Source organism: Curtobacterium sp. PhB128 (genome assembly GCF_004340725.1).
Classification (GTDB): domain Bacteria; phylum Actinomycetota; class Actinomycetes; order Actinomycetales; family Microbacteriaceae; genus Curtobacterium.
On sequence record NZ_SLUR01000001.1, the window covers coordinates 14,821 to 30,488 of the forward strand.

16 protein-coding genes and 2 tRNA genes are annotated in these 15,668 nt (G+C 72.0%); 13 read left to right on the forward strand and 5 right to left on the reverse strand.

Features of this window, described 5'->3' with window-relative positions; genetic code table 11:
* Positions 1–29: 29 nt before the first annotated feature.
* The 4 genes from EDF23_RS00065 to EDF23_RS00080 form a co-directional block, all read right to left on the reverse strand.
* Positions 30–1,211: a glycosyltransferase family 4 protein gene (locus EDF23_RS00065; RefSeq protein WP_131919855.1), complete on the reverse strand. Its 1,182-nt coding sequence runs from the start codon at positions 1,209–1,211 to the stop codon at positions 30–32.
* Complete coding sequence (locus tag EDF23_RS00070) at positions 1,208–2,752, reverse strand: oligosaccharide flippase family protein (protein WP_123294825.1); 1,545 nt, start codon at positions 2,750–2,752, stop codon at positions 1,208–1,210. The genes EDF23_RS00065 and EDF23_RS00070 overlap by 4 nt, the downstream gene beginning before the upstream one ends.
* Positions 2,749–3,663, reverse strand: coding sequence for a beta-1,6-N-acetylglucosaminyltransferase (locus EDF23_RS00075; protein ID WP_111086034.1), 915 nt, complete (start codon positions 3,661–3,663; stop codon positions 2,749–2,751). Before EDF23_RS00075 ends, EDF23_RS00070 begins: the two co-directional genes overlap by 4 nt.
* Before the next feature lie 131 nt (positions 3,664–3,794).
* On the reverse strand, positions 3,795–4,019 hold the full coding sequence (locus tag EDF23_RS00080) for a hypothetical protein (protein WP_123937660.1): 225 nt from the start codon (positions 4,017–4,019) through the stop codon (positions 3,795–3,797).
* A 182-nt stretch (positions 4,020–4,201) separates the two neighbouring features.
* On the opposite strand from EDF23_RS00080, the gene EDF23_RS00085 reads away from it, so the two are divergent.
* Positions 4,202–5,494: a glycosyltransferase family 2 protein gene (locus EDF23_RS00085; RefSeq protein WP_131919857.1), complete on the forward strand. Its 1,293-nt coding sequence runs from the start codon at positions 4,202–4,204 to the stop codon at positions 5,492–5,494.
* A gap of 248 nt (positions 5,495–5,742) precedes the next feature.
* On the opposite strand, the gene EDF23_RS00090 is transcribed toward EDF23_RS00085, so the two are convergent.
* Positions 5,743–7,062 (reverse strand): glycosyltransferase, encoded by a 1,320-nt coding sequence (locus tag EDF23_RS00090; RefSeq protein ID WP_131846380.1) that lies wholly within the window; start codon positions 7,060–7,062, stop codon positions 5,743–5,745.
* Between the two features lie 295 nt (positions 7,063–7,357).
* On the opposite strand from EDF23_RS00090, the gene EDF23_RS00095 reads away from it, so the two are divergent.
* The 12 genes from EDF23_RS00095 to EDF23_RS00150 all read left to right on the forward strand — a co-directional run bounded on the left by EDF23_RS00095 (position 7,358) and on the right by EDF23_RS00150 (position 15,631).
* Entirely contained in the window at positions 7,358–8,641 is a 1,284-nt protein-coding gene (locus EDF23_RS00095) for an ABC transporter substrate-binding protein (RefSeq protein ID WP_123294821.1), read from the forward strand.
* 156 nt (positions 8,642–8,797) lie between these two features.
* Complete coding sequence (locus EDF23_RS00100) at positions 8,798–9,775, forward strand: sugar ABC transporter permease (protein WP_131920619.1); 978 nt, start codon at positions 8,798–8,800, stop codon at positions 9,773–9,775.
* Complete coding sequence (locus EDF23_RS00105) at positions 9,772–10,683, forward strand: carbohydrate ABC transporter permease (RefSeq protein WP_194673456.1); 912 nt, start codon at positions 9,772–9,774, stop codon at positions 10,681–10,683. Before EDF23_RS00100 ends, EDF23_RS00105 begins: the two co-directional genes overlap by 4 nt.
* A gap of 5 nt (positions 10,684–10,688) precedes the next feature.
* Positions 10,689–11,159 (forward strand): hypothetical protein, encoded by a 471-nt coding sequence (locus EDF23_RS19450; protein WP_185021104.1) that lies wholly within the window; start codon positions 10,689–10,691, stop codon positions 11,157–11,159.
* A gap of 21 nt (positions 11,160–11,180) precedes the next feature.
* Positions 11,181–12,215, forward strand: coding sequence for a LacI family DNA-binding transcriptional regulator (locus EDF23_RS00115; RefSeq protein ID WP_131919859.1), 1,035 nt, complete (start codon positions 11,181–11,183; stop codon positions 12,213–12,215).
* 130 nt (positions 12,216–12,345) lie between these two features.
* The gene (locus tag EDF23_RS00120) at positions 12,346–12,981 is read left to right on the forward strand and encodes an MBL fold metallo-hydrolase (protein WP_131919861.1); all 636 of its coding nucleotides are present in this window, start codon (positions 12,346–12,348) and stop codon (positions 12,979–12,981) included.
* 422 nt (positions 12,982–13,403) lie between these two features.
* Positions 13,404–13,479: transfer RNA gene (locus tag EDF23_RS00125), tRNA-Glu, on the forward strand.
* 33 nt (positions 13,480–13,512) lie between these two features.
* Positions 13,513–13,588 (forward strand) — tRNA-Glu (locus EDF23_RS00130).
* 67 nt (positions 13,589–13,655) lie between these two features.
* Positions 13,656–14,063 carry a RidA family protein gene (locus tag EDF23_RS00135; RefSeq protein WP_131919863.1) on the forward strand — a complete coding sequence of 136 codons (408 nt, stop codon included), beginning with the start codon at positions 13,656–13,658 and terminating at the stop codon, positions 14,061–14,063.
* 136 nt (positions 14,064–14,199) lie between these two features.
* Complete coding sequence (locus EDF23_RS00140; protein WP_131919865.1) at positions 14,200–14,643, forward strand: CrcB family protein; 444 nt, start codon at positions 14,200–14,202, stop codon at positions 14,641–14,643.
* Positions 14,640–15,029, forward strand: coding sequence for a fluoride efflux transporter CrcB (crcB, locus tag EDF23_RS00145; RefSeq protein WP_131919867.1), 390 nt, complete (start codon positions 14,640–14,642; stop codon positions 15,027–15,029). Before EDF23_RS00140 ends, crcB begins: the two co-directional genes overlap by 4 nt.
* Entirely contained in the window at positions 15,026–15,631 is a 606-nt protein-coding gene (locus EDF23_RS00150; RefSeq protein ID WP_123937670.1) for a histidine phosphatase family protein, read from the forward strand. The genes crcB and EDF23_RS00150 overlap by 4 nt, the downstream gene beginning before the upstream one ends.
* The last annotated feature ends 37 nt before the right edge of the window (positions 15,632–15,668 follow it).

Consider the following 15,668-nt stretch of genomic DNA (forward strand, 5'->3'; position numbering starts at 1 on the left):
CGTCGTCGGCACCGCTCGGTCGTCGTCCGTCAGCGCTTTGCGTGCGCCTCGAGCGCCCGGAGCAGCGCCGCGACGTGCCGCTCCCGGCCGTACCGGTCCCGCACCCAGGCGCGGCACCGGTCCGCGAGTCCCGGTTCGGTCCCGGCCGCGTGCAGCGCCTCGAGGACCTTGTCGGCCAGCGCGGCGGTCTCGGTGGGGTCGACGGTGAAGCGCGTCCACTCGCCGCTGAGGATCTCGGCGGTGCCGCCCGACGCCGCCGCGACGACGGGGCGTCCGGTGGACATCGCCTCGACGACCACGCGGCCGAACCCCTCGGGCTCGATGGAGGGTGCCACCACGACGTCGGCGGCGTGCAGCAGGGGGACGACGTCGTCGCGCTCGGGCACCACGACCACGGATCCCTCGGGCAACGCGGCGATCGCGCGGTGCACGGCGGGGGCGTCCTGTGGGTACAGCGCACCCGCCAGGACGAGCACCGGAGCCGGGGCGGGCGGTGTGCCGGGCCCGACGAGGACGCGGGCCGACGCGTGGACGCGACCCCACGCCTCCAGGAGGGCCAGGACGCCCTTCGACCGCGTGAGCCGTCCGTAGTAGAGCACCACGGGGCGGTCCTGGTCGAGGCCGAGCGCAGCGCGTGCTCGGCGTGTGCTCGCCGGCGTGGCGGCGGGGAACGCCGCGGTGTCGACGCCGTTCGGGACCACGTCGACGCGGTCCGGCGGGGCACCGACGGCGGTCCACGCACGGGCCATCGCCGCCGAGACCGCGAGGTACCGGGTCCGGCCGCCGGCGAACGGGCCGAGCCGACGGTAGTTCGGGGCGTGGTGCAGGTGCACGGCCAGGGGGACGCCGGACACGAAGGACACGACGCGGCCCCACGGCAGGAACTCCGGACGGTTCAGCCACAGCACGTCCGGGCGTGACCGGCGGAGGCGCAGGCCCTCACGGACGAAGCGGAACACGTCCGTCGGGGCGGTCCGGATGCCGAAGCGGTAGTCGCGGGCGTGGCGCAGTCGGACACCGAGCCGGTCGAACACCGCGCGGCCCTCGTCCGGGTCGCCGTCCGGACCGGCGCGGTGCCACACCTCGACGTCGTGGCCGGCTGCGACGAGCTCGCCGACGTCCTCGACGACGCAGCGTTCGACACCGCCGGTGATGGCGAGTCCGTTGGTGGCGACGACGACACGCAGCGGACGGGGGGTGGAACGGGTCATGCGGATCCTCCGCGAGCGAGTTTCAGGCGGCGGAAGAACCAGGGCAGGCACGCGGCGACGCCGACGATGCGCACGATGTTCCACGCCAGGTCCTGCGGCGGGAGGAGCGAGGCCGCAGCGACGACGATCGCGATCGCGATGGCGAGCAGCACCCGGCGTCGAGGGCCGCGCCACTCACGGCGGTCCGGCAGGGAGGCCTGCTGCAGCGCGGCGAGGATGGCGTAGGCGATGACCGTGGCGATGCCCGCGCCGACGATGCCCGTCAGGGGCACCAGCACCAGGTTCGCCGCGATGTTCACGACACCGGCGACGGCGCCGATGACGCCGACCGTCACGCCGCGGCGCTCGACCAGCAGGAGCCGGCCGGTCGCACCGCTCGCGACCACCGGGAACGCGGTCAGGGCGACCACGAAGACGACGACGGTGAGGGACTCGACCCGGTACGACGCCGGGGCCAGGATCGGCAGCGCCACCGGCGACACGAGGGTGACGGCGACGAGCACGGGGGCGAGGAGCATGTAGAGCTCGTCCCGGGCGTGCATGGCGAGCCGGCGGCGGGCCACGGCGTCGCGGAGGGCGGCGAAGTGCGGCGCCCAGGCCTGGTTCGTGAAGGTCAACAGCAGGATGACCGCGGAGCCGACGACGTAGGCGATCTGGTAGCGGGCGACCTCGTCGGCACCGAGCAGACGCTGCACGACGAGCCGGTCACCGGCGTTCAGGACGAAGTACGACAGGCTGCCGAGCGCGATCGGGACACCGAGCTTGAACGCCCGGACCGTGGTGCGGTGGTCGAACAGACCGCGGACGCGCGGCTTCGTGGCGATGATGCCGATGACCATCGCGGCACCCTGCGCCACGACCCCACCCCACGCGTACGTGGTCGCGTCAGCGTGCACGGCGGCGAGGAGCCCGAGACCGATGATCGACCCGCCGACGGACGACAGCAGGCTCGTCACGGCGAACACGCGGATGCGGTCCTGGGCGACGAGCAGCGCGAGGGACAGCTGCACGATCGCGGCGGGCCCGGTCCAGAGCACGGCGACCAGCAGCAGGGGGTGCTGGTCGACGAAGCCCGCGGCGTCGCCCCAGAGCGGGATCGACACCAGGGCGAACACGGTGACGGTGACCGCGGTGACCATGCCGACGAACATCAGGCCCCGGGCACGCCGGTCGTCGCCGTCCTCGGCGCGCTGCAGCACCGACGCCTGGTCGATGCCGCAGACGGCCACGACCACCAGGGCCTGGTACAGCGCGATCGCCGAGGCCAGCACGCCGAACTCGGCCGGTGGCATCAGGTGCGCGAGCACGGGGGAGATCAACGAGCTCACGACGAGCTGCATCGACCAGACGACCACGTAGAGCAGGCCCCGGCCGAACAGGACGGACGAGCCGCGTGCGACGGCGATCGAGTCCGTGTCGGTGGACAGCGCGCCGGGGGCCGCGGGCTGCACGGACGCCTCGAGCTCGTCGTCGTCGGGCTGTGCCGCCAGCGCAGCCGCCTCGGCCGCACGCGCCTCGCGTCGGGTCTGGGGGACGGTCACTGTGCCACCACCACCGGCTGGTCGTCGGCTGACGTGCGGAGCCCGAAGGTCGCGTCGACCACGTCGAGCAGGTCGGTGCTCCGGGACGTCGAGAACTTCCGGGCGAACACGTACGGGGTCGACTGGTCAGCCGCGGTACGACGCTCCAGCACCCGGCCGGCGTCCTCGATCCCGAGCCACGGCGGGCTCTTCTGCTTCGTGCCGTCCCACCCGATCCACCAGAGCGGCTGCACCGCGTGGGCGTCCGCGAAGTCCGGGGTGAACGCCGGGGTCAGCAGGACCGACGGCACGAAGGTCTCGTCGCCGATCCACACCCGCTCCCAGAACGCCACCAGGTCGGGGCGCCCGTCGAACACGTCGACGACCCCCTGCGCGTGGTGGCGGGCCAGGACCTTGAGCTGCGAGCCGCCGCCGAATACGACGTCCCGCGGGACCCGACGGGGGACCGGCAGGCGCAGCATGTGCTTTCGCCACGCCCAGTGCCGGAACCGCACGCGCGACCGACCGCCGTCGCGACCCCACGCGGGGTGCGGGAGCGGCTTCGCCTCGACGAACGACCGCCCGGGGTTCGCGGTCAGGAGCGCCGAGATCTCGTCGGCGTCGGCCAGCGGGTAGTCGCTGCCGGTCAGCAGCGCCACGTGCGTGGCGTCCGTCTGCGCCAGGGCAGCACGGTAGCCGGCGACCTCGGCCGCGACGTTCTCCCACTTCGCCCACCCGGTGCGCATCCGCGGCAGCACGTGCACCCGTTCGGGCAGGCCGGCGGTCATCGCCTCGAAGACGTCGTCGTCGGTGCTCGCGTCGCAGTGCAGGAACACCGGGAACGGGTCGAGCGCCGCCACGAGCCGACGGACGTGCGTCGGGTCCTCGTGGGCGAGGACGATGCACGCGAGTGGCGTGGGAGTGATGGCCATGTCCGCGACGCTAAGCGGGCCCGGCAGCACCGACAAGGGAGGTCGGGACCACCTGCGGGGGAACGGCGGTTTCCCGCAGGCGCCCCCCGATCGAGGGGGGTCGCGAGGGGGATCGCGTCAGGGGGATCTCGTCAGCGGGCGCGGCGGAACTTCGGGCAGTCGCAGAGCGCGCAGTCCGTGCCCGGACGGTAGTGCTCGTGTGCCGCCTGGGCGTGCCCGCACGTGCTGCACGCGGCGTCGTCGGCATCGAGGTGCACCACGACGAGGTCGGACGCTTCGGGGTCCGGAACCAGGTGCAACGTCGGGCGTGGACGCCTGGTCAGGCCGAGCCGGTCCATCGTTCGGGCCAGCGGCATGCGTCCTCCTCGTGTCCGGCGGGGACCGGGGTCGCACCGGCGGGTCGACCGGCGTCTCCCGCGAGTCTAGTGGCGGCAAACCGCAGCCTCCCCGCATCCTCCGAGCATCGCGGTTGACCCCCTGTCGACGCGCGCGGAGCATTGCCACGTCCACCCGACCAGACCGGCCCGACGGGACGAACATGACCGACCACACCACCACCGCGGAACGAGCCCTCACGCTCGACCCCGCGATGCCCTCGCCCGACGCCCCCACCTGGGTCGGAGCTGCCTGGGTCGGCGCCGTCGACCGGTCCGCAGCGCTCGCCGCCGACACCGTGCACCTCGCCGGCGCCGACGGCTTCCGCCGCGCCCGCCTCATGGTGCGCGACGGCCGCGACGTCGCGGGGTTCGTCGACGTGCGCGTCGACGACCGCGGGGCGGTGGACCCGGCCGAGCTGGGACCGGCCCTGCGCCGGTTGCCGGCCCCGGGCCTCCCGGTCGACGCCCCCGCGGACGGCGCGCGCGTCTCCGTCGTCATCGGCACCCGCGAGCGCCCCGTGGCGCTCGCCCGCGCCGTGCGCTCCGTCCTCGACTCCGCGTACGACGACTTCGAGCTGTTCGTCGTCGACAACGCCCCCGTCACCAGCGGCACCCGCGACGTCGTGGCCGCCGTCGACGACCCGCGCGTGCACTACGTCCTCGAGGCACGTGCCGGCGTCTCCCGCGCCCGCAACGCCGGACTCGCCCGCGCCACCGGCGGCATCGTCGCGTTCATCGACGACGACGTCGTCGTCGACCGCCATTGGATGGCCGCCATCGCCGCCGCCTACGAGCGCGACGCCGACGTCTGGTGCGTCACCGGACTCGTCCCCAGCGGCGAGCTCCGCACCCCCACGCAGCGCTTCTTCGACGAGCGGGTGACCTGGGCGCGGAACCTCGAGCGCCGGGTGTACCGCACGTCCGCCCCGCCCGTCGACGAGCCCCTGTTCCCCTTCACCGTCGGCGCGTTCGGCACCGGCGCGAACATGTCCGTGCGCCGCGACGCCGTCCGCCAGCTCGGCGGCTTCGACGTCGCCCTCGGCCCCGGCACCCGCGCCCGAGCCGGTGAGGACCCCGACCTGTTCACCCGCGTCCTCCTCGCCGGTGGGGCGCTCGCCGTGGAGCCCTCGGCCGTCGTCTGGCACGAGCACCGCAAGGACCGTGCCGCGTTGCGCTCGCAGGCGATCGGCTACGGCACCGGGCTCGGCGCCTGGGTGACGAAGCTCGTGCTGCGGCCCTCGACGGCGTTCGCGGTGCTGCGGCGTGCGGCCGGCGCGCTCCGCAGGCTCGGTGCGCTCGGGCAGGGTGCCGACGAGCGCCCCGTCGACGCGAGCGGCGGCTGGCCCGTCGACGCCGAGTTCACCGAGGCGACGCGCGGGCTCAAGCGCGCCGAGCTGACGGCCGCGCTGGGTGGGCCGTGGCGGTACCTGGCCGGGCGGCTGACCGCGCGCTGAGGCGCCGGGCGCCGGCACGCCGGCACCGGTGGGCGGGGTCGCTGCACCCGGTTTGCGACAAGACGGTCGTCGTACGACACGTGTCTTGTCGCTTGTTGCGTGCGCAACGGTTGCAGGCGCGTGGGGGCGACATCCTCGATGTCGTGCGACATCGCGAGTGTCGTACCGCGTCGGTCGGACCCGACAACGAACGGACGGGAGGCCCGTGGCGACACTGCCACGGGCCTCCCGTCCGTCACGCTGCGCGACTACGGCCGGAAGCGGCCGGCCTCGACGTCGCGCCAGCGGCGTCGGCTGCGGAACCAGGCGGCCGGGCCGGCGGGGAACCCGCGCAGCTCGTGGTACGCCAGGGTCTTCGGGATGCGCGTGGTCGAGGCGTCGTTGGTGACCTCGGTCGCGGCGTCCCGGCGTCCGGCCAGGCGGGAGAGCATCTGCTTCGACTTGACCTTCGCAGCGAGCGGCATCAGGCGTGCGAGGACGGCGACGTGCCGCTTGTCCTTCGCGGCGAGCGCGAACATCAGCGCGGTGAAGCCGACGCCGTTGCCGTGCAGCTGCTTGTGCAGGTCCTCGATGGTCTGGCGGTGCCGGTGGTGCACGACCGCGCGGGGCTCGAAGCCGATCTTCCCACCGCGCCACAGCGTCTCGATGAACATCGCCAGGTCCTCGCCACCACGGGCGGGGGAGCCGGCGCCGAGGGTGTGGTCGAAGCCTCCGACGGCCTCGATCAGGGTGCGACGGTAGGCCATGTTCGCGCCGGCGCCGTACGCGCCGATGCCGTAGACGGCGAAGTGCTTGAGGACCTCGCCGGACGGGGTGACCGCCGAGACGCGGGCGTGCCGCATGGTGCCCTGCACGTCGTCCGGGACGATCGTCACGGGCGAGAAGGTGCGCTCGGCGCTGAACCCGCCGTAGTACGCCTCGTACCAGATCTGGGCGGGAGTGGTGAGCTCGCTCGGCAGGATGACGCCGGTGACGGCGTCCAGGCCGGGCTCGCTGACGAACCGGGACCCGATGGCGCGGAGCCACTGCGGGTCGACGCGGACGTCGTCGTCGGTGAAGGCGATGACGTCGCCGGTTGCGGCGGCGACACCGGCGTTCCGTCCGGCGGACAGACCGGGGCGGCGTTCCTCGACGAGGCGGACGTTCCGCCCGGCGAGCATCGCGGGCAGCGCGTCGCCTGCGGGGACGCGGACGCGGTTGTCGACGAGGATGACCTCGTGCCGCGGGTAGTCGAGGTGCTCGAGGACGTCGAGCAGCTTGCCGAGGTCCTCGACGCGGTCGACGATCGTGGACACGACGACCGAGATGGTCGGCAGGTCGTCGTCGGACACCGCGGGGACGTCGGCCAGAACGGTCTCCTGCAGCGCCTCGAGGGCGCGGGCCGCGTCGGCGGGGTCGTCTGTGAGCAGCACGTCGAGGGTGCCGGTGGGGTGGCCGCCGCGGTAGCCGATCACCATGGCGGACTCGCCGGTCTCGTCGGCGACGAGACGGGGGAGCGGGGCGTCGAGGTCGACGCCGATGACACGGCGCGGTGCGGGCACGGTGTCGGCGGGGTGGAGGGTGGCCATGTCGTGGACGCTACGTGGGGCCGTGGGTGCGGACAACGGCGCGGGACCCCAGTGGCGGGGTTCATGCGGAGTTCCGCAGTGGCGCGCAGGGGTCCCTCGAACGAGGGTGAGCGCTCACCCAGGAAGTCTCCGGGACTTCCAAGGTCACGCTCAGGTCACGGAACCGATGCAACCGGTTGCGGAACCCCTGCGGCGGGCGTAGCTTCCTCCACCAGCAGGCAGCGGCGCCTGCTCCAGGGCAGTGTCGTCGAACCCGATCGATGCCCCCTGGTGATCTCAATGAGGAGACAACGCTGTGAAGACAACACGCTCCAGGGTGCGGTTCGCATCCGTTGCCGGGGTCGCCGTCATCGGCCTCGTGCTCACCGGCTGCTCGAGCGGGAGCTCCGGCGCCGGCTCGGACGACGCCAAGAGCGGCCAGGACAGCCGCGGGCCCATCACGTACGTGCAGGGCAAGGACAACTCGAACGTCGTCCGCCCGCTGATCGCGAAGTGGAACAAGGCCCACCCCGACGAGAAGGTCACCTTCAAGGAGCAGTCCGACCAGGCCGACCAGCAGCACGACGACCTCGTACAGCACTTCCAGGCCAAGGACGCGAACTACGACGTCGTCGACGTGGACGTCGTCTGGACCGCCGAGTTCGCCGCGAAGAGCTGGCTGACGCCGCTGACCGGTGACATGAAGATCGACACCTCGAAGCTGCTGCCGGCCACGGTGAAGACCGCGACCTACAACGACACCCTCTACGCCGCCCCGCAGACCTCGGACGGCGCACTGCTCTACTACCGCAAGGACCTCGTCAAGACGCCTCCGACCACGTGGAAGGAGATGATGGCCGACTGCCAGATCGCGAAGGACAAGGGCATCGGCTGCTACGCCGGGCAGTTCGCGAAGTACGAGGGCCTGACGGTGAACGCCTCCGAGGCGATCAACGGCTCCGGTGGTTCGGTGCTCAGCAAGAGCGGGGACCCGGACGTCGACACCTCGGACGCCAAGGCCGGCCTGCAGAACCTGGTCGACGCGTTCAAGGACGGGAACATCCCGGCCGAGGCGATCACGTACCAGGAGGAGCAGGGCCGCACGGCGTTCGAAGCCGGCAAGCTGCTGTTCCTGCGCAACTGGCCGTACGTCTACAACCTGGCGAAGACCGACGGGTCGAGCAAGGTCAAGGACACGTTCGGCATCGCGCCCATCCCGGGTGCAGACGGCACCGGCGCCTCGACGCTCGGCGGCCACAACGCCGCGATCAGCGTGTACTCGAAGCACAAGGCGACGGCGCACGACTTCCTCGAGTTCCTCATCTCGAACGACACGCAGAAGTTCTTCGCAACGCAGGGTTCGCTCGCCCCGGTCGTCGGTGACCTCTACACCGACTCCGAGCTGACGGCGAAGCTGCCGTACCTGCCGACCCTGCTCAAGTCGATCGAGTCGGCGGAGCCGCGGCCGGTCACGCCGTTCTACCCGGCGGTGACGAAGGCGATCCAGGACAACACCTACGCGGCGCTCAAGGGATCGAAGTCGGTCGACGAAGCCATGAAGGACATGCAGGACGCCCTCAAGGCGGCGACCAGCAGCTAGCGACACGCGGCTCACGCCGCATCGGACTGGAGGCACGGTGCCATCCCGGCACGTGCCTCCAGTCCGCCCCTACTTGCGTTCCGACACCCCCGGCAAGGAGGCCGACACGTGTCAGCAGCAACCGAGATCCCCGCAGCCATCCCCAACCCGACGGGCATGGAACCGAAGCGCCAACGGCGCAAGGGCGGACTCAACGCCGAGCACGGCCGGTGGGCCGTGTACCTCATCGGCCCGACGATCTTGCTCCTCGCGATCGTCATCGGCTACCCGGTCATCAGCGCGATCATCCAGTCGTTCCAGCTCGACCAGGGCCTCGACAAGGCCACCGGCCTGTTCGTGCAGGGCGGGTTCGCCGGCATCACGAACTACGCGCACTGGCTCGGCCAGCAGTGCGGCAACGTCACGTGCCCGCCCGGCAGCCTCGGCTCCCAGTTCTGGGTGTCGATGGGCAACACGTTCTTCTTCACGGTCGTCACCGTGGCGTTCGAGACGGCCATCGGCGTGTGGATGGCGATCATCATGAACCGCAACTTCAAGGGCCGCGCGCTCGTCCGTGCCGCGATCCTGGTGCCGTGGGCGATCCCGACGGCCGTCACCGCGAAGCTCTGGTACTTCATCTTCGACGCGAACGGCGTCCTGAACCACGTCCTCGGGCAGCAGATCCTCTGGACGAGCGGCGAGTGGGCGTCCCGGTGGGCGGTCATCATCGCCGACACCTGGAAGACCACGCCGTTCATGGCGCTGCTCATCCTGGCCGGGCTGCAGCTGATCCCGGAGGAGGTCTACGAGGCGGGCAAGATGGACGGCGCCTCGACGTTCCAGCGCTTCGTGCTCATCACGCTGCCGCTCATCAAGCCCGCGCTGATGGTCGCGATCCTGTTCCGCGTGCTCGACGCGCTGCGCATGTACGACCTGCCACAGATCCTCACCGGCGGTGGCGGTGGTTCCGGCAACGCCACCACGACCCTGTCGATCCTGGTCGTCGAACAGATCCGGCAGGGCTTCAACTCCGCGTCGGCCCTGTCGACCATCACCTTCCTGGTGATCTTCATCGTGGCGTTCGTCTTCGTCCGGTTCCTCGGCGCCAACGTCGTGCAGCCGCAGGCCGCCCAGCAGAAGGGTGAACTCAAGTGACCCTCGCAGCAGACCGACCCCGGTCAGTGCCAGTCCCCGGCGAACGTGCTAGCGCACGCGCCGAAGTCCGGGTCCGCCGCGACACCGGCCCCCGCGTCCGCACGGCCGTGCAGGCGATCGTCATCGCCGTGTGGTGCCTCCTGCCGTTCTACTGGATGGTGGTGACGAGCTTCCGCGACGTCGGGTTCACGTTCGACGCCACCCCGTGGCCGACGCACGTCACGCTCGACAACTACGCCACGGCGTTCTCCACGTCGCTCGGCAACCACCTCGGGCGGGCGCTCGCCAACAGCCTGCTCATCGGCGGCGTCGTGACGATCATCGCCCTGCTCGTCGGCACCACGGCGGCGTACGCCCTCGCCCGCCTCGAGTTCGGCGGCAAGTCGCTCATCGCCGGCGCGATCCTGGCGGCGTCGATGTTCCCGGGGGTCGCGCTCATCTCCCCGCTGTTCCAGCTCTTCACGGACATCGGGTGGATGGGGACCTACCAGGCGCTCATCCTGCCGAGCATCTCGTTCGTGCTGCCGCTGACGGTCTACACGCTCGCGTCGTTCTTCCGCGAGATGCCGTGGGACCTCGAGGAAGCAGCGCGCATCGACGGCTGCACCCGCGTGCAGGCGTTCCGGCGGATCATCCTGCCGCTCGCCGCCCCCGCGGTGTTCACGACGGCGATCCTGGCGTTCATCTCCAGCTGGAACGAGTACCTGATCTCCTCGCAGCTCTCGAGCGACGCGACGCAGCCGGTGACCGTGGCGATCGCCTCGTTCGCCGGGTCGCAGCCGCACCAGGAGCCGTACACGGCGGTCATGGCCGCGGGCACGATCGTCACGATCCCGCTCGTCATCCTGGTCCTCATCTTCCAGCGACGCATCGTGGCCGGCCTCACCGCCGGTGGCGTGAAGGGTTGACGACCATGGCACAGCGCGGACCCACCCGGCCCACGGCCCGGATCGAAGAGGCGATCGGCTTCGTCGGCATGTTCGGCATCCTGTTCCTCGGCGCCACGGTGTTCTGCGAGGTCACCGGTCGACCGGCACTCGGCTGGGCACTCACCCTGCTGGTGTGCGTGCTCGGGGTCGTGGCGCTCGACCGGTGGCGGGTGCGGGTACTCCGCCGCCACGCGGTCGTCGACGGGGCCACCGACGGCATCGGTGCCGCTCCTGCCGTCGCCCCCGTCCGCACCGCTCGCGGCGACGACACCCGTCGTCAGCCACGGCCCTCGGCGGACGGGCGGGTGCACCAGCACAGCGGGTGGGACGAGCTCGCACCAGCGGGTCGTCGTGCACCGCACCGAGCGCACCGGACCGCAGCGGCCGTCGCGCAAGCCGTCCCCGGCACTGCAGCCGACCGTCCGGCGGGCGTGACACACGGTACGGACGGCTGACGGGCCTCCCGGGTCGCATCGATGGGGATCCAGGAGATCGCGACCGTCACGGGACTGTCGAAGTCCACGGTGTCGCGAGCGCTGCGCGGCATGGAGAACGTGGCGGAGACCACGATCGACGAGGTCCGACGGGTCGCCGACGAGCTCGGGTACGTCCCGAGCTCGGCGGCGGCCGGCCTCGCCACCGGGCGGCAGCGCGCCGTCGGCGTCGTCGTCCCGGTGATCGACCGGTGGTTCTACGTCAAGGCACTCGGCGGCGTCGACGCGGAACTCCGGCGGGCCGGGTACGACCTCGTGCTCTACAACCTGGGCGGGCCGGGCGGCGACCGCGACCGGGCGTTCCGACGCTCGATGCTGCGGCACCGTGTCGACGCCCTCGTCCTGCTGTCCCTGGTGCTCGACGCGACCGAACGTGCCGAGCTCGAACTCACCCGGCACCCGATGATCGTCATCGGCGGACCCGCACCGGGCCTGCGGAACATCGGGGTCGACGACCGAGCCGTCACCCGGATCGCGGTCGACCACCTGTGCGGACTCGGACACCGACGGGTCGCCTACGTCGGCGGGCAGGACGAGGCCGGCATGAACGTGGCGGTGCCGCACCTGCGGCGGGACGGGTTCGTCGACGCGATGCGGGCCGCCGGACACGCGGTGCCGGACCGGTGGCTGCTCGACGGACGGTTCTCGTTCGCCGGTGGGCTGGCGGCGGGGAACGCGCTGTTCGGCGGGCGCGCTGGTGCCGGCGCCGGTGCTGGCGCCGGGCCCGATCGTCCGACTGCCGTGTTGTGCGCCTCGGACGAGATGGCGCTCGGGGTGCTCCTCGCCGCCGGGCAGGCCGGGCTGTCGGTGCCGGGGGACGTCTCCGTGATCGGGATCGACGGCCACGAGTACGGCGCCACCGTGGGCCTGACGACCGTGGCACAGGACCCGGAGGCGCAGGGGCGCGCAGCGGCGCGGGCAGTGCTCGCCGAGGTCGACGGCGGCGCTGCCGGAGCGATCGTCGCGGCGCCGGCGCACCTGGTGGTGCGGGGGACGACGGGGCCGCCGCCGGGGTGAGGCGTGTGTGGTGGTGTGTGGGCGGGATCGACTCGGAACGACGATCGCGATGTCGTACGACAACGGAGACGTCGTTCCGAGTCGGCCCCCGCCCGAGCCCGCCCGGCCCGCCGCGGGTAGCGTCGCCCGCATGGAGGTCACGAAGCTCGAACACGCCTGCCAGATCCTGTCGGACGGCGATGCCCGCCTGGTGCTCGACCCGGGCGACTTCACCCGCCCCGTCGACGCGACCGGGGTCGTCGCGGTCGTCGTCACCCACGAACACCCCGACCACGTCACGCCCGAGCAGCTGCAACGGATCCTCGCCGCCAACCCCGACGCCGTGGTGTTCGGCCCCGAGGGCGTCCGCGCGGCGCTCGCCGACTCCGGCATCGCGGTCGAGGTAGTCACCGACGGCGACCACCGCACCGTCGGCCCGTTCGAGCTCGACTTCCACGGCACGCGGCACCAGCTCATCCACTCCTCGGTGCCGATCGTCGACAACACCGGCGTGCTCGTGAACCGCACGCTCTTCCACCCCGGCGACTCGTACACCGACCCGGGCGTGCCCGTCGAGGTCCTCGCCGCACCCGTCGGTGCCCCGTGGCTCAAGGTCGCCGAGATGATGGACTACGTCGCCGCGCTCGCCCCGGCCCGTGCCTACCCGATCCACGAGGCCACACTCTCCGACATCGGCTACGGCATGCACACCGGTCGGCTGCGCGAGGCGCTCACCCCGCACGGCGTGCTCGAGATCCTGCGGCCGGGGGAGTCGCTCACGATCTGACCGCGCGGGACCGCGCCGTGGTCGCTTCGTGAGCAGAAATGGTCGGGTGGGACCGACCGACGCGACCATTCCTGCTCACGAAGCGCGGCTCCGGACGTGCGCGCGGTCGGACGGGAGGCCCGTGGCGGGCCCGCCCCGCGCCTCCCGTCCGATGGGCGGTCGCGTCCACGGCCGCGCGACCGATGCGCGTGCATGTTGCGACAGAACGCGCGTCGTTCAACCGGTGTTTCGTCGCTCGATGCGCACGCAACGGATGCGTGTGCATGTTGCGACAGAACGCGCGTCGTTCAACCGGTGTTCTGTCGGAATCTGCACGCGCAGCGAGCGCCGTATGCCGGGCGCGGCATGGCGGCACACCCGGGCGACACGCCTCGTTTTGGCGCGATGCGCGGCTTGTGCAATACTTGTCGAGTTGTCGGAACGGCCCCATCGTATAGCGGCCTAGTACGCTGCCCTCTCACGGCGGTAACGCGGGTTCGAATCCCGCTGGGGTCACCACAGGTGACATGCTCCGAGTCCGACAACAGCCGCGGCCCCATCGTATAGCGGCCTAGTACGCTGCCCTCTCACGGCGGTAACGCGGGTTCGAATCCCGCTGGGGTCACCAGCACCACGAAACCCCCGACGAGCTCCGACTCGCCGGGGGTTTCATCGTCGTGTGCCAGGCTGCTTCCGTGTCCAGTGCCGTCCAGCTCATCCGGTCCACAGCGCTCAGCGACGTCGCGGAGTACGCCTACGCGTCCACCGTGGCGGCCGGGACACGGCTCGTGTTCCTCGCGGGGGCGTGTCCGCTCGACGAGCACGGCGCGACGGTCGCCGTCGGTGACGTGGCCGGGCAGGCCGCACAGTGCGTCGCGAACCTGCGGACGGCGCTCGCAGCCGCCGGCGCGGGGGTCGACGACCTCGTCCAGACGCGGGTGCTCGTCGCGACGACCGAGCAGCAGGACCTCGTCGCCGCCTGGAACGTCGTCCGCGCCGCCGTGGGGGACCACGACGTTCCGAGCACACTGCTCGGCGTGACCGTCCTCGGCTACGACGACCAGCTCGTCGAGGTCGAGGCGATCGCCGCCGTCGCCGACTGAGCAGTACGCTGGACGGGTCGTCAGACCCGGCAGTGGGGCCTGCCGGACCCAACCGCGCACGAAGCGCCAACGGTCCCTATCCCGAGAACACCGCACGCGCGGAGACGATCCGGCGTGCTCGGCGATAGGAGTACCGATGACCGATGCGCGACCGCCGCACCTCCGCTGGCGCTTCCTCGCCCTCGTCGCACTCGGCGGCGCGATCGGGACCGCGATCCGCGCACTGCTCGCTGAGGCGTTCCCCGGCCACGACGGCATCAGCTGGGTGATCCTCGCGATCAACGTCGTCGGGGCCTTCTGCCTCGGGCTCCTGCTCGAGGCACTCGCGATGCGTGGTCCCGACGTCGGAGGCCGCCGCACGCTGCGGCTGCTCGTCGGCACCGGCGTGCTCGGCGGCTTCACGACGTACAGCACGCTCGCCGACGACACCGCGCAGTTGCTCGACGTCGGCCGGTGGGGTGCGGGCAGCGGGTACGCACTGCTGTCCGTGGTCCTCGGCCTCGGCGCCGTCGCGCTCGGGGTGTTGATCGCCGGGCGGCTCCGACCGCGTCCGACCGGCCCGGACGGAGGCGCGTCGTGAACCCGCTCGAACTGCTGCTCGTCGCCGTCGGCGGGGGACTCGGAGCCGCGCTCCGGTTCCTGCTCGACGGACTCGTCAAGGCGCGCACGTCCCGCTCGCGGACTGCCGGGTTCCCGCTCGGGACCGTGCTGATCAACGTGTCCGGATCGCTCGTCCTCGGGCTGCTCACCGGCCTCGGGCAGGCCGGGACGATCCCGCTCCCGGCGGTCGCGGTGCTCGGGACGGGCATGATGGGTGGGTACACGACGTTCTCGACGGCGAGCGTCGAGACCGTCCAGCTCCTCCGATCCGGCAAGCCCCGGCTCGCCGTCCTGCACGGCCTCGGGATGCTCGTCGTCTCGGTCGGCGCAGCTGCGCTCGGCCTCTGGATCGGAAGGAACTCATGACCTCGGAACGCCCCGGCGAACTCGTCCTCGTCCGTCACGGAGAGACGGAGTGGTCGAAGAGCGGGCAGCACACCGGCCGCACCGACATCCCGCTGACGGACAACGGTGTCGAGCAGGCGAAGCGCGCCGGCCGGTACCTGGCCGACCGCTCGTTCGCGTTGGCCCTGTCGAGTCCGCTCCAGCGTGCCCGCGACACCGCGCACCTGATCGGCGTCGACCCCGAGCTCGACGAGGACCTGTACGAGTGGGACTACGGCGCGTACGAAGGGCTCACCACCCCGCAGATCAAGGTGCTGCGCCACGGGCCGTGGGACCTCTGGACCGATGGAGTACCTGCCGGTGACACCCCCGGAGAGAACGCCGCCGAGGTCCGGGTCCGCGTCGAGCGCATCCTGAACCGCGCTCGTCCGGTGCTCGCCGAGGGCCAGGACGCCGTGTTCGTCGCGCACGGCCACGTGCTGCGTGCCCTCGGCGCCGCGTGGATCCGGCTCGCGCCGCAGGACGGTGCCGTACTGAAGCTCGGTACCGCATCGGTCAGCGTCCTCGGGTACGAGCACGGCCGCCCGGTCATCGACGCCTGGAACATCCAGCCCCGCGACTGACGCGCCCGTTCTTTCCCCGAACGCGCGCGATGGTCGG